At 67.4% G+C, this 13,318-nt stretch carries 11 protein-coding genes; 3 read left to right on the forward strand and 8 right to left on the reverse strand.

Annotation, left to right across the window (positions count from 1 at the left end; all coding sequences use genetic code 11):
• Positions 1 to 62: 62 nt before the first annotated feature.
• A complete protein-coding gene (locus ACIP5Y_RS10415; protein WP_400349485.1) occupies positions 63 to 668 on the forward strand; it encodes a TetR/AcrR family transcriptional regulator in 606 nt (201 codons plus the stop codon).
• 251 nt (positions 669 to 919) lie between these two features.
• On the opposite strand, the gene ACIP5Y_RS10420 is transcribed toward ACIP5Y_RS10415, so the two are convergent.
• The 8 genes from ACIP5Y_RS10420 to ACIP5Y_RS10455 are packed head-to-tail and all read right to left on the reverse strand — an operon-like array spanning position 920 to position 11,554.
• Complete coding sequence (locus tag ACIP5Y_RS10420; RefSeq protein WP_400349486.1) at positions 920 to 1,303, reverse strand: VOC family protein; 384 nt, start codon at positions 1,301 to 1,303, stop codon at positions 920 to 922.
• 57 nt (positions 1,304 to 1,360) lie between these two features.
• A complete protein-coding gene (locus ACIP5Y_RS10425) occupies positions 1,361 to 2,158 on the reverse strand; it encodes an IclR family transcriptional regulator (protein ID WP_400349488.1) in 798 nt (265 codons plus the stop codon).
• A 49-nt stretch (positions 2,159 to 2,207) separates the two neighbouring features.
• On the reverse strand, positions 2,208 to 3,767 hold the full coding sequence (locus ACIP5Y_RS10430) for a GMC family oxidoreductase (protein WP_400349489.1): 1,560 nt from the start codon (positions 3,765 to 3,767) through the stop codon (positions 2,208 to 2,210).
• Positions 3,764 to 5,311 carry an APC family permease gene (locus ACIP5Y_RS10435; RefSeq protein WP_400349491.1) on the reverse strand — a complete coding sequence of 516 codons (1,548 nt, stop codon included), beginning with the start codon at positions 5,309 to 5,311 and terminating at the stop codon, positions 3,764 to 3,766. Before ACIP5Y_RS10435 ends, ACIP5Y_RS10430 begins: the two co-directional genes overlap by 4 nt.
• Before the next feature lie 57 nt (positions 5,312 to 5,368).
• Positions 5,369 to 6,868 carry an aldehyde dehydrogenase family protein gene (locus tag ACIP5Y_RS10440; RefSeq protein ID WP_400351230.1) on the reverse strand — a complete coding sequence of 500 codons (1,500 nt, stop codon included), beginning with the start codon at positions 6,866 to 6,868 and terminating at the stop codon, positions 5,369 to 5,371.
• Positions 6,862 to 7,992: an aromatic ring-hydroxylating dioxygenase subunit alpha gene (locus ACIP5Y_RS10445; protein ID WP_400349492.1), complete on the reverse strand. Its 1,131-nt coding sequence runs from the start codon at positions 7,990 to 7,992 to the stop codon at positions 6,862 to 6,864. Before ACIP5Y_RS10445 ends, ACIP5Y_RS10440 begins: the two co-directional genes overlap by 7 nt.
• Complete coding sequence (gene solA, locus ACIP5Y_RS10450) at positions 7,989 to 9,128, reverse strand: N-methyl-L-tryptophan oxidase (RefSeq protein WP_400349493.1); 1,140 nt, start codon at positions 9,126 to 9,128, stop codon at positions 7,989 to 7,991. The genes ACIP5Y_RS10445 and solA overlap by 4 nt, the downstream gene beginning before the upstream one ends.
• Before the next feature lie 5 nt (positions 9,129 to 9,133).
• Positions 9,134 to 11,554, reverse strand: coding sequence for an FAD-dependent oxidoreductase (locus tag ACIP5Y_RS10455; protein WP_400349495.1), 2,421 nt, complete (start codon positions 11,552 to 11,554; stop codon positions 9,134 to 9,136).
• Between the two features lie 222 nt (positions 11,555 to 11,776).
• Between ACIP5Y_RS10455 and ACIP5Y_RS10460 the strand changes: the two genes are divergently transcribed.
• Both ACIP5Y_RS10460 and ACIP5Y_RS10465 read left to right on the forward strand, forming a co-directional pair.
• On the forward strand, positions 11,777 to 12,115 hold the full coding sequence (locus ACIP5Y_RS10460; protein ID WP_400349496.1) for a bifunctional 3-phenylpropionate/cinnamic acid dioxygenase ferredoxin subunit: 339 nt from the start codon (positions 11,777 to 11,779) through the stop codon (positions 12,113 to 12,115).
• Positions 12,112 to 13,317 (forward strand): NAD(P)/FAD-dependent oxidoreductase, encoded by a 1,206-nt coding sequence (locus ACIP5Y_RS10465; RefSeq protein WP_400349498.1) that lies wholly within the window; start codon positions 12,112 to 12,114, stop codon positions 13,315 to 13,317. Before ACIP5Y_RS10460 ends, ACIP5Y_RS10465 begins: the two co-directional genes overlap by 4 nt.
• Position 13,318 lies beyond the last annotated feature (1 nt).

A 13,318-nucleotide genomic window follows, 5' to 3' on the forward strand; every position in this document is an offset into this window, starting at 1 on the left:
GTACAACCCAGTCTGTCTCGATGGGACTGGGCTGTCAAACCCAGAATCGCTAGCATGGGTGCATGGTGAACAAGACGAACGATCGCCCGCGGCTCACCCCGAAGGGCGAACGCGTCCGGGCTCGAATCGTGGAAGAGGCTGCGGCCTTGATCCACGAGCACGGCGTCGCGGGTACCACCTTGGAAGACGTCAAGGCCGCAGCGGAGGTCAGCGGTTCGCAGCTCTACCACTACTTTCCCGACAAGAACGAGCTCCTGCAGGCAGTCATCGGCTACCAAGCCGACACCCTCGTCGATCACAATCGGCGCGCACTCAGCAGCGAAGACGGAGTCGCAGCCTGGCGGAACATGCTGATCGCCGGGGTGCTGCACAGCCAGGCACAGGGCGGCTGCCCCCTCGGTTCGCTCAGCGGTCAGCTCGCCGAGAGCGACCCCGAGGCCCGGGCCCTCATCGCCGCCGGATTCCAACGATGGTCAACCGTCATCAGTGAAGGACTCAGGTCGCTTCATGCCGACGGGAAGCTCGCACCCGGCATCGACCCTGACGCCCTCGCCACCACCATGCTTGCCACCCTCCAAGGCGGACTCCTACTCGCCCAGGTACAACGCAGCACGCGTCCCTTCGAAACTGCGATCGATACCCTCCTGGCCCTTGCCATCCACACTTGAGACTCAACGACCGGTTCCGAATGGGGACAACCCCCGGCAACGCCCGGAAGCCACCACCAACCGGGGCCGTCAGTAATGCCTCGGACAACTCACCCGCATCGAATGCACTAATCAGCCGCGGACCGCGCTGAGCGTACCGGCCAGCACGGGTGCCGGAAGATCAAGTGGCCGTGTCCGTTCGAGACTGGCCGAACGCACCTTCATGCCGATTTCAGGGCATTCTGTGGCCGGCTCGGGCCGAGCTTTCCGCGCTATTTCAGGACGCAGAACTCATTGCCTTCGAGATCCTGCATCGTGATCCAGTTTTCGTGCTCGGCGATGACCGTCGCTCCCAGCGTGCACAGGCGATCAACTTCGGTTGCCGCGTCGACCGCGTGCAGATCGAGGTGGACGCGGTTTTTGCCTTGTTTGCCCTCTGGTACGAGTTGGAAGAAGATGCGAGGCAAGCCACCGTCGGACCGGATGAGCAGCACCGTGGGATCGTCTTGCGGACCGTCGAATCCCAGCGATCGCAGCCGATTCAGTTCGGTCTCGTCGTAGGGCGCGACCTCGTAGTCGTCGAGCACTTGCGCCCAGAACCGGGCGGCCGAGGCTGGATGGGCACTGTCGAAGACGACGTCCTTGATCGTTGCCACGGACCTGGAGCTCCTTCCTCTCGGGTAGAGAAGAAGGCGACCAGGGTTCAGGGCGGGTCAGGCGGTGTAGCCGAGGCGGCGGCTGATGATGGTGGTGGATTCCATTGTGCGGTCGATGATTTCGGGGAAGCGGTCGGCGGACATGCGGTAGGTGGGGCCGGAGACGCTGAGGGCGGCGATGATTCGGCCGTCGCTGTCACGGATGGGGGCTGCTACCGCGTTGAGGCCTATTTCGAGTTCTTCCTCGCAGGCGGCCCAGCCTTGGCGGCGGACCTGGTCGAGTTGGGTGCGGAGGGTGGGGAGGTCGGTGATGGTGTTGGGGGCGAAGGATTCCAGGCGGCGGGTGAGGCGGGTGCGGAGGTCTGCGGCGGAGAGTTCCGCGAGGAGGACCTTGCCGCTGGAGGTGGCGTGGGCGGGGCAGCTCTGGCCTACCCAGGTGCGCAGGGCGACGCCCGAGGAGCCGACGGCCTCGGCGACATTGATGATGCGGTCGCTGTCGAGGATGGCGATATTGGTAGTTTCGCCGACGCGGGCGGCGAGATCGTCGCAGACGTCCTGGCTCTGGCGGGGCAGATCCATATGGGCGCTGGTGGATCCGGCCAGCCGCACCACGGTGAAGCCGAGGCGGTATTTGCCGCGTTCGGAGAGTTGTTCCACGTAGCCGCGCGCCTCCAGTACCGCGATGAGCCGCGATACCGTGGACTTGTGCACGCCGAGTTCGGCCGCGATCTCGGTGACCCCGGCCGCCCCCAGTTTGGCCACGATTTCGAGGGCGGTCAGCGCGCGGTCGACCGACTGCACCGCTGCCGTCCCGTCCCGCCGGGCGCCGGGCCCGGATTCCGCACTCGTTGCCATAACACGTCCAGTGTATGTGCCGCAGGCTTTTCTGCGGGTCCGTGGGTGTTCATCGGGCCGCCGCCCGCACCAGGTCCGCGCATCGCTCGCCCATCGCCATAATGGTGATGTTCGGGTTCACCGCGGGGAGTTTCGGCATGGCGGAGGCGTCGACGACGCGCAGCCCGCGCACGCCCTTGACCCGCAACTGCGGATCGAGCACCGCCATGGGGTCGTCGATCGCGCCCATGCGCGCGGTGGCGGCCGGGTGGTAGACGGTGTTGTGGGTGTGGTGCATGTAGTCGACGAGTTCGGCGTCGGTGACGGCGTCCGGGCCGGGTGCGAGTTCGCGGGCCACCCATTCCCGCAGCGGGGACTGCTCGGCTATGCGCCGCGCGAGCCGGATGCCGTGCAGCATGACCCGTTCGTCGTGCCCGTCCGGGTCGCTGAAGTAGCGCGGATCCACCCGGGGCTTGTCCCGGAAGTCCCGCGACCGCAGCCGCACCGTGCCACGCGAACGCCCTTGTGTCACATTGGGTGTGAGGCAGAAGCCGTTCTCCGTGGTGGGGTAGCCCCAGCGCACCGTGTTCATGTCGAAGGGCACGCTGCCGTAGTGCATCATGAGGTCCGGCTGGGTGAGGCCGTCCTCGGTGGTGGTGAACAAGCCGATCTCCCACCATTGTGTCGAAGTGTCGATCATGGGCCGCGTGCTCTCCCAGAACACCAGTCCTTCGACGTGATCGTCGAGGTTCGAGCCCACGCCCGGCGAGTCGGCGCGCACCTCGATTCCCATGTCCCGCAGGTGTTCCGCGGGTCCGATACCGGACAGCATGAGCAGCTTCGGTGTGTCGATGGCGCCGGTGCTGATGATCACTTCGCGGCGCGCCCGCACCGTATCGAAACCGGTCAGATCCGGCCGCCGATACCGTGCGCCCACAGCGGTATTCGTCTCGTCGAAAACGATCTCGCTGACCCAGCATCCGGTGCGCACCACCAGATTGGGCCGCTGCCCGAGCACGGGATGCAGGTAGGCGTGCGAGGACGACATGCGCGTGTTGTCCCCGTCGGCATTGATCTGGAACCAGCCCGCGCCATTGCGCACCGTGCTGCCCCGATTGAATTGCACCGTGGGCAGTCCCGCCGCGGCGGCGGCCTCCAATACGGCGTAGCCGCACGGATCCTTGGGCGGAATATCGCGGATCTCGACCGGACCGGTGCGCCCGTGATGGTCGCCGGGTGCGTCGTTGTTCTCGACTTTCGCCACGTAGGGCCAGAATTCGCCCGCACCCCACCCGGTGGCCCCCATCGCCTCCCAATCGGCGAGTCCCTCAGCGGGCGGCCAGAAGGCGATACAGGAGTTGTGCGAGGAACACCCGCCCAGCACCTTGGCGCGCGCATGCCGCAGGAAGCTGTTCCCGGTGGCCTGTGGTTCCACCGGATAGTCCCAGTCGTAACCGGATTCGAGCAGCAGCATCCAGTCGGTGAGCCGCAGGATCTTGTCGTCGCCGACATCGGAGGGCCCGGCCTCGAGCAGGCATACCGTCACCGCCGGGTCCTCGCTGAGTCGTGCGGCCACCACGCATCCGGCCGATCCGCCGCCGACGATCACATAGTCGAAGGTGTCGCTCATGCCGCCGGCACCTCCTGCGTCGCCGCGTGCGAGGCGAGGATTCCGATGACGCGAACTCCCCTGAGCGCGTACCAGATCAGGCCCACCGCGACGATCACGCCGATGTAGATGAACGCGCCCCAGGTGTTGTACCAGGGCCCGCCGTACACGGACGTGCGCGGCCAGGCCAGGTTGATGGCCATGCCCAGGCCCCACAGCACGGCGAGGATGTTCACCACCAGTCCCCAGCGGCCCATGGAGAAGTACCCGTCCTTCCCGAGATCCGCCGGCGGCCAGGCGCCCCGGAGCCGCTGCCACAGCATGGGCGCGGTCACCAGCAGATACGCCAGGTAGATCATGATGACGGCGATCGAGGTCAGCACCGTGAACACCTGCGGCTGATTGATATTGATGACGAGTACCAGCGCCGACAGGATGCCGATCACCACCGCCGGGATCACCGGCGCCGAATGCTTGACGCTCACCTTGGCCAGCTTCTCGGCGAACGGCAGCGCATTGTCGCGGGCCATGGCGAAGGTGAGCCGGATGGCGGCGGTGTGCACGGCCAGCGCGCACACGGTCACCGCGATGACGATGCAGACCAGGAACACCTTGCCCAGCCAGCCGTACATGACCTGCTCGACGATGTACTGCAGACCGCCGTCGGTGGTGCCGAGCTTGGGGTCCTTCAGGTTCGGCGCGGACATGACCGCGAACACCAGGATCGCGCCGCCGATGACGAAGGAGGCCAGCAGGGCGCGCAGGATCGCCTTGGGCGCGGTGCGCCGGGGTTCCACCGTCTCCTCACCGAGGGAGCTGGCGGTGTCGAAGCCGTACATGACGTACCCGGAGGCCAAGGACGCCACCAGGAATGCGCTCAGGTAACCGCCGCTCTGCCCGGCGCCGTATCCGTTGCTGGAGAAGAAGACACTCGGTCCGCGAGTCACGTGCAGGCCCAGGATGATCGCGATGAGCACGGCCGCAATGAGTTCGATGAACACGCCGCTGCTGTTGATCATCGCCATGAGCCGCACCCCGAAGGCATTCACCACGGTGGTGAACACGATCAGCACGGTGCCGAGAATGACCGCATTGGTGGCGTAGTCATGACTGCCGCTGCCGTCGCCGACGAGCTGGAATCCGCTCCACAGCTTGGGCAGATTGAGCTGGTAGGCCAGCACCACCGCGGACAGCGTGACGATCGAGGCGGTCAGCATGAGCCAGCCCGCCGACCAGCCCACGATCCGGCTGCCGAGTTTCTTGGACCAGTTGTACACCGAGCCCGCCACCGGGTACTTCGCCGACAGCTCCATGAAACACAGTGCGACGGCGAGCTGTCCGAGGAAGACCAGCGGCCAGGACCACAGATAGCCCGGCCCGGCGGTGCCGAAGCCGAAGTAGAACATCTGGAAGGTGCCGGTGAGGATGGAGATGTAGCTGACGCCGGCGGCGAAGCTCGAGAATTTCCCGATACTCCGGCTGAGCGATTGGCGGTAGCCGAATTCCTCCATACCGTGGTCGGAGGCGGTGGCGCTGGTTGGTGCAGGGGGACGCGTGGTCGTCATGACGGACCAACTTTCGAGAAAAGCGCTGAACCATATTCAGTTGTGGACGAACAGACTTCAGTTGTCGGAGAACCAGCCGCCCACCGCGGGCGCGGTGTTGTGCCAGATGTGTTTGGTCTCCTGGTATTCCGCCAGGCCGGACGGCCCGAGTTCGCGCCCGATACCGGAGCGGCCGAAGCCGCCCCATTCGGCAGCGGGCGTGTAGTAGCCGAAGTCGTTGAGCCACACCGTGCCGTGCCGCAGGGCGCGAACCAGGCGTTCCCCGCGGGCGGCATCGGCGGTGCGGACGCCCGCGGCGAGACCGTAGGCGGTGTCATTGCCGAGGGCGATGGCCTGGGCCTCGGTGCTGAAGCGCTCGACCGTGAGGATGGGACCAAAGGTTTCCTCCTGAACTATGCGCATCCCGCGGTGGCAGCCGTCGAAGATCGTCGGCAGATAGAAGCTGCCGGCCTGCAACCGGGCGGCTTCCGGCCGGGCGCCGCCGGTGACGAGGCGGGCGCCTTCCGAGATCCCCAGGGCCACATAGGCTTCGACCTTGGCGCGATGCTGCTCGGAGACCAGCGGGCCGGTCTCACTGGTCTCGTCGAGGCCGGGTCCGATGCGGATACCGGCCGCACGCCAGGAGAGTTCGGCGACGAAGGCGTCGGCGATGTCCTCGTGCAGGATCAATCGCGTTCCGGCCGAGCACACCTGACCGGAGTGCAGGAAGGCACCGGTCAGCACCGCGTCCACGGCGCTGTCGAATTCGGCGTCCGGGAAGATGATGTGCGGGTTCTTCCCGCCGAGTTCCAGGGCGACGCGAGTGATGTGCCCGGCCGCGTTCCGGGCGATGGCCTCGCCCGTGGCGGCGCCGCCGGTGAACGAGATGAGATCCACGTCCGGCGTATCGGTCAGCGCGGGACCCACTGTGGCCCCGCTGCTCTGGATCAGATTGACCACTCCGGCGGGGACGCCGGCCCGGTCGATGAGCCGCATCAGCGCGATGGTGGTGAGCGGGGTGACCTCGCTGGGCTTGACCACCATGGTGCAGCCGGCTGCGAGCGCGGGCGCGATCTTCCAGGACATCTGCAACAGCGGATAGTTCCACGGCGCGATGAGCGCGCACACCCCGGCCGGTTCCCGGACCACCCGGCTGATGATGGCCGGATTCCCGGTGTCCACCAGGCGATCACTGCCGGTGGCCGCCAGCCGGGCGTAGTAGCGGAAGACCTCGACCACATCGTGGAGGTCGATGTAGCTCTCGCGCAGCGTCTTTCCGGTGTCCAGGGTTTCCAGCCGCGCGATGTGATCGCGATGTTCGTCGAGCAGATCGGCAATGGCCAGCAGGTACGCGATCCGTTCGGCCACCGGGGTCTGCGGCCAGCCTCCGGTGTCGAAGGCGGTGCGGGCGGCGGCGACCGCGGCGACGGCATCGGCCCGGTCGGCCTCGTCCACGGTCGCGATCACGGTGCCGTCGGCGGGATTCACGATGTCCCGGGTGCCGCCGCCCTGCGCGGGCACCCATTTGCCGTCGATGTACAGGTGCGGGCCGCAGCAGAGTTCGTCTTCGGTCAGCATGCCGCGCCGCCGATCCGGGTGCGCGCCCATTCATGGAACTCGGCGATGTGATGTTCGGCGGGCACCAGTACCCCGCCCTTGCGGTAGGCGCGGGAGGACATGGCCGGCTGGGTCCGTTCGCAGGCCGCGAAATCCTGTTCGTTCACCCTGTGGAACAGTTCCACGGAATGATCGAGGACACCGCCGGATTCGACGATATCGGGCGCGTACAACCAGTCGCATTCGACCACGGTGCGGTCGTGCGCCAGCGGGTACATGCGGTGGAAGATGACGTGATCGGGCACCAGGTTCACGAAGACCGCCGGCCGGATGGTGATGGCGTAGTACTTGCGGTCCTGCTCCGGCGCCAGGCCGGGTAGCGCCTCGAAGCCGGGCCGGCCGTCCACGGTGAAACCGGCTATGCCGTCGCCGAATTCGGCGCCGTGGCCCACGTAGTACTGGGCCGCGTAACCGCCCGCGAACTCCGGCAGCACCTCCACCAGTTCCGGGTGGATGGTGGCGCAGTGGTAGCACTCCATGAAGTTCTCGACGATCAGCTTCCAATTGGCGGCCACGTCGTAGACGACCCGCTTACCGACGGTCAGCTCCGCCATCCCGTAATGGTCGATGGCGGCGAGATCGCCGAGCCGGGCGGTGACCGCGCCCATCACCTCGGTCTCGAAGGACGGCGGGTCCTCGGCCAGGCACACCCAGGCGTACCCGAGCCATTCGCGCAAGGCCACCGGGATCAGGCCGTGGGCGACACGGTCGATGGGCGCGCCCGAATCATCGTGCAGGGTACCGAGATTCGGGGCGGCCACCAGTTTCCCGTCGAGCGCGTAGGTCCAGGCGTGATAGGGACAGCGCAGGTGCCGTTTCACCTGCCCCTCGGACTCGGTGCAGATCAGGGCGCCGCGGTGCCGACAGATATTGAGGAAGGCGCGCAGTTCCCCGTCCTGGCCGCGCACCACCAGCACGCTTTCGCGGCCGACCTGCACCCGTTTGAAGGCGCCGGGATCGGCCAGCTCCGCGGACCGGGCGGCGCAGGACCACATGCGTTCGAAGATGTGCTCCTGTTCCGCGGCGAAAACGGCCGGGTCGCAGTAGTACTCACCGCCGAGGGTGGGAATCAGATCCGGGCTCACAGGGATACCAGCCTTTGCGGGGCGAACAGGTCGATGGGGTGGCGGGTGCCGCCGGTCATGGCCAGATCGGCGAGGATCTCCCCCACCACCGGCACGAATTTGAAGCCGTGCCCGGAGAATCCGCAGGCCACGGTGACCGCGGGATGCACGGGGTGGCGGGCGATCACGAAATGCTGATCGGCGGTATTGGAGTACATGCAGGTGGCGGCGTGCAGGCGGCGACCGGTCAGGGCGGGCACCAATTCGCGGACTCGCGTGCGCATTTCATCGATTTCTTCGTCGTGGACGGTGCGGTCGATGGTGTCGGGGGTGCAGGCGATGCCCTTCCGGAAGAACGCGGTCTTGACTCCGCCCTCGGGGCCGTCGATGGCCGGGAAGCCGTATATCTGTGAGCCCGAATCGTTTTCGGCAATGTAGATGGGATCGTTCAGGAACGGCCGGGTGCCGGTGGCGGGGTCGAGCCAGTACATGATCTGGCGTTCGACCTGGATATCGATGCCCAGGTCGGCGAGCAGACCGGGCGCCCAGGCTCCGGGGCAGATCACCAGCTGCGCGGCCGTGTACGTGCCCGTCCCGGTGGTGACGGTGACGCCCGAGCCGTTGTCCTTCCAGTCCTCGACCTGTTCGCCGTAGCGCAGCGTGGCTCCCGCGCGGTCGGCCAATTGCAGGTGCGCGGCGACGGTGGCTTCGGGGCGGGCGAATCCGGCCTGTTCCTCGTACAACCCGATGAAATGATCGTCGGGCGTGAAGTTCGGGAAGCGGGAGCGGATTTCCCGCGCATCCAGAATCTCGTGCGGCAACGCCCACTCCCGGGCAGCACTGATACTGCCCGCGACGGTCTCGCATTCGGGCGGTCCCACGTAGAGCCCGCCGGTGAGCCTGTACACGTCCTCGCCGGAGTCGCGCGCCAGCTCCGCCCACAGTTCGTAGGCGCGCAGCAGCAGCGGCACATACGCCGGATCCTCGAAATAGGACTGCCGGATGATGCGGGAGCCGCCGTGACTGGACCCCTTGTTGTGCGCGGGCGTGAACTTCTCCAGGCCGAGCACGCGGTGGCCGCGCCGCGCCAGGTGGTAGGCGGCGGCGCTGCCCATGCCGCCGAGGCCGATGACTATGACGTCGTAGGTTTCGGTCATGGCGGTTACCTCCGGATCAGCGACATGTCGGGATCCACCACCGGCTCGGTATGCACCGTCGCGGTGAATACCTGTGCCAGGTAGTCGATTTCGACCTGATCGCCGGGTTGGACCGAGCTCGGGAGCCAGGCGTAGGCGATGGTGCGGCCGATGGTGGCGGAATAGCCTGCGCTGGTGACGTACCCGGCGGGCGTGCCGTCGACGGAGACCGGCTCCTTGCCGAGGACGACGGCATGCGGGTCGTCGAGCACGATCGAACGCAGCATTCGCGCGGGCGGGTCCGCGGATTCGAGCGCCCGCTTGCCGAGGAAGGACGGCTTGTTCATCCGGACCGCGAAACCGAGGCCCGCGGCCTCCGGCGTGTGCTCGGTGGTCATATCCGTGCCCCACGAGCGGTAACCCTTCTCCAGCCGCAAACTATTGAAGGCGATCCGCCCGGCCGCGATGGCGCGGTACTCCCGGCCGGCCTCCCACAGCAGATCCCACAGTGCCGCACCGTGTTCCGCGGTCGTGTAGATCTCCCAGCCGAGTTCGCCGACGTACGAGACACGCAGCATGGTGACCGGGATACTGCCCAGATAGGTGCGCAGCGCCTTGAAGTATCCGAACGCCTTGTGCGACAGGTCGTCGGCGCACAGCGGCTGCACCAGCTCGCGCGCCCGCGGACCCCAGACACCGACACAACAGGTGCCGCCGGTGATGTCGCGCAGGGATACGCTGCCGTCGCCGGGCAGCCTGCGCGTGAACCAGTCGAAATCCAAGGGGCCGTTCGCGCCCACCTGGAAGAGCTGATCGCCCAGCCGGGCCACCGTGAGATCACTGCGGACCCCGCCGTGCGCATCGAGCAGCAGCGTGTAGGTCACCGCGCCCGGCTTCTTGGCGATATCGTTCGTGGTCAGTTCCTGCAGGAAGCCCAGTGCGCCCGGTCCCGAGACCTCGTAGCGGGTCAGCGGGGTCATGTCGTAGAGCGCGACATGCGTTCGCGTCCACTTGGCTTCGGCTATGGATATTGGTGAATAGAACCGGCTCGACCAGTCGTCGCGCGGGGGAAATTCGACGCCGTCCGCCGCGAGTTCCTCGACGAGCCCGGCATTGGCCTCGTACCAGGCCGGCCGCTCCCACAGTGCGCCCTCGAAGAAGTAGGCCCCGAGTTCGCACTGCCGCGGATGGAACGGGCTGGTGCGCACATTCCGCGGCTCCGTGCGGTATTGGTGCGGGTGCAGAATGTCGTACACCTCGACGAAGGCCTGCACGCTGGTGCGCCGGATGAATTCCGGGCTGTGCGCGGCGTCCTCGAAGCGGTGCAGGTCGGCCTCGTGCAGGTCGATATCGGGAGTGCCGGTGACGATCCACTCCGCCACCGCCCGCGCGACGCCCGCCGAATGCGTGACCCAGACCGCCTCCGCCACCCAGAATCCGTCCAGGTCACGGTGTTCGCCGAGGATCGGGCCGCCGTCGGGGGTGAAGGAGAAGATGCCGTCGAAGCCCTCGTCGATCTTGCTGTCGCCGAGGGCGGGCAGCAGCCGGACGCTCTCCGCCCAGGCCGGTTCGAATTCGGCCTCGATGAACGGGAGCATGGACGGCATGGGTTCGCCCGCGGTGTCGCGCAGCAGGTTGTCCATATCGACCGGGCGCGGGGTGTGGCCGTAGTAGCCGATGCCGATCCGATCCCCGTAGGTCCGGTAATAGAGGTCGGCGTCCTGGTGCCGCAGGATGGGCAGGCGCTCTTCCCCGTTCAGCGCCGGGACCTGCACGGTCTTGGCGAACTGGTGGGCCATGGGCACCAGCGGGACGGTGAGGCCGACGCGGCGGCCGAGTTCCGCGCCCCAGAAGCCGGCGGCGCTGATGACGATATCGGCCGGCAGGTCCTGGCCGTCCGCGGTGTGCACGCCGCGGACCCGGCCCTCGCGGTGCACGATATCGACGACCTCGCAGTAGCCGAGGAAGCGGGCGCCGCGATCGATGGCGCGCCGCGCCTGCTGCTCCGCGGCGCGCACGGCGAGTGCCAAACCATCTGTGGGCGTGTGGAATCCGCCGAGGATGCGCTCGCGATCGAGCAGCGGGTGCAGCCGGGCGCATTCCTCGGGGTCAAGCAGCCGCGATGGGATCCCCCAGGAGGTCGCCCAGCCGTGCCGGCGGTGCAGCTCGGTCCAGCGTTCAGGGGTGGTGGCGACCTCCACACCGCCGACGGTGTCGAAAGCGCCGAGGCCGCTGAACTTCTCGACGGTGTAGCGGGCCAGTTCCGCCATGGTCTTGGACGGATTGGTCTGGAACACCAATCCCGGTGCGTGCGAGGTGGATCCGCCCGTCCGGAAGAGTGGTCCGCGATCGGTGACGGTGACGTCGGTCCAGCCTCGCGCGGTGATCTCGTCGGCCAAGGCCGTGCCCACGATTCCCGCACCGATGATGACAACTCGCGGCTGCATGAAACGAGCCTCCAGGTTGTTGCGTATTGCGCACCAAGTGCCGTAATACGCAACTATGCTCCGCCCGGTCCGAGAGCCTGTCAACCGAATCGGAAAAATTCGTATTTCGTTGTTTCCGTGATGTTTCGCCTGGTTGACGGGCTGGTTCGAACGCGCCACACTGTTGCACACAGCGCATCCGGACGCGCTATTCGCAACAACCCTTCGCCCCCGGGAGGGCTCATGACCGCACCGCATTCCACGGCCACCCTGCTGGTCGCCCGGCTCGCCGACCTCCCGCCCGGCGGCGTGCTCACCGTGAATCCACCCGGCCTGCCGCCCATTTCGATCTTCCACACCGAGGCAGGCCTTTTCGCCGTCGACGACACCTGCACCCACCAGGACGCCTCGCTCGCCGACGGCTGGGTGGAGGGCTGCACGGTCGAATGCCCGCTGCACGAATCCTGTTTCGACCTGCGCACCGGCGCGGCCTCCGGGCCGCCCGCCAAGCGGCCCGTGCGGACCCACCGCGTCGAAGTGCGCGGCGATGAGATCCATCTGCTGCCGAGTGCGGCGTCATGACCGGTTCGGTCGCCATCGTCGGGGCGTCACTCGCGGGGCTGTCCGCGCTACGGGCGTTGCGCGCCTGCGGCTTTCGCGGCCACATCACACTGATCGGGGAGGAACCACACCTCCCCTACGACCGCCCGGCCCTGTCGAAGGAATTCCTGCACAGCGGAGAACCCCTCCCGCTGCTCGAAGACCACAGCGAGGCAACCGAACTGGACGCGGAATGGCTGCTGGGCCGGCGCGCCATCGGCCTCACCACCTGCCCGCACACCATCCACCTGGACGACGGGCGAACGATCACCGCCGACACCGTGATTCTCGCGACCGGTGCGCGACCCCGGCGCCTGTCCGCGTTCCCCGAGGCGCACTATCTGCGCTCCCTCGACGATGCCCGGCTGCTCCGCGAAACACTCGCCGGTACAACCCATCTCGCAGTGGCCGGCGCCGGTTTCATCGGCGCCGAGATCGCCTCCTCCGCACAGGCGATGGGCATACAGGTCACCCTCGTCGACCCGGCCGCCATCCCGGGCGCGCACGCGCTGGGCCCGGTGGTCGCCGCCGCCTGCAATACCCTGCACGCCCGCCACGGCGTCCAACTCCTGACCGGCGTCTCCATCGCCACCCACATCCCCGCCACCACCGAGCCGGTCGCCGCCCCAGGGATGGTGCGGCTCACCGACGGCACCACCCTGCGCGCCGACACCCTTCTCGTCGGCATCGGCAGCACCCCCAACACCGAATGGGCCGTACCACCCGCCGGACATCACGGAACACCGGAGTCATGGTGCACTGCAACCGGTTTCGCCACGGACAGCCTGTGCCGCACCACCACCCCCGGCATCTACGCCATCGGCGATTGCGCGCACTCCCCCGATCCGCTCACCGCCCACCCCACCCGCACCGAACACTGGACGGCCGCCACCACCCAGGCCCGCCTGGCCGTCGCCGTCATCACCGGCGCCCCGGCCCCCGCCCCGACGGCCCCCTACTTCTGGTCCCGCCAGTACGGCAAACTCCTCCAACTCGCCGGAAACCCCCACGCAGCCAACGATGTTCGCCTCATCGACGGCTCCTACGATGCACCTTCCTGCACCGTCCTCTACGAACGAGCGGGCGTCCCGGTCGCCGTCTTCGCCCTCGACAACCCCCGCCTGTTCACCCGCCACCGCAAACAACTCGACCGCACCCTCCGCTCCGACCTGGAGATCGCCTGAC

Source organism: Nocardia sp. NPDC088792 (genome assembly GCF_044750615.1).
Lineage (GTDB): Bacteria > Actinomycetota > Actinomycetes > Mycobacteriales > Mycobacteriaceae > Nocardia.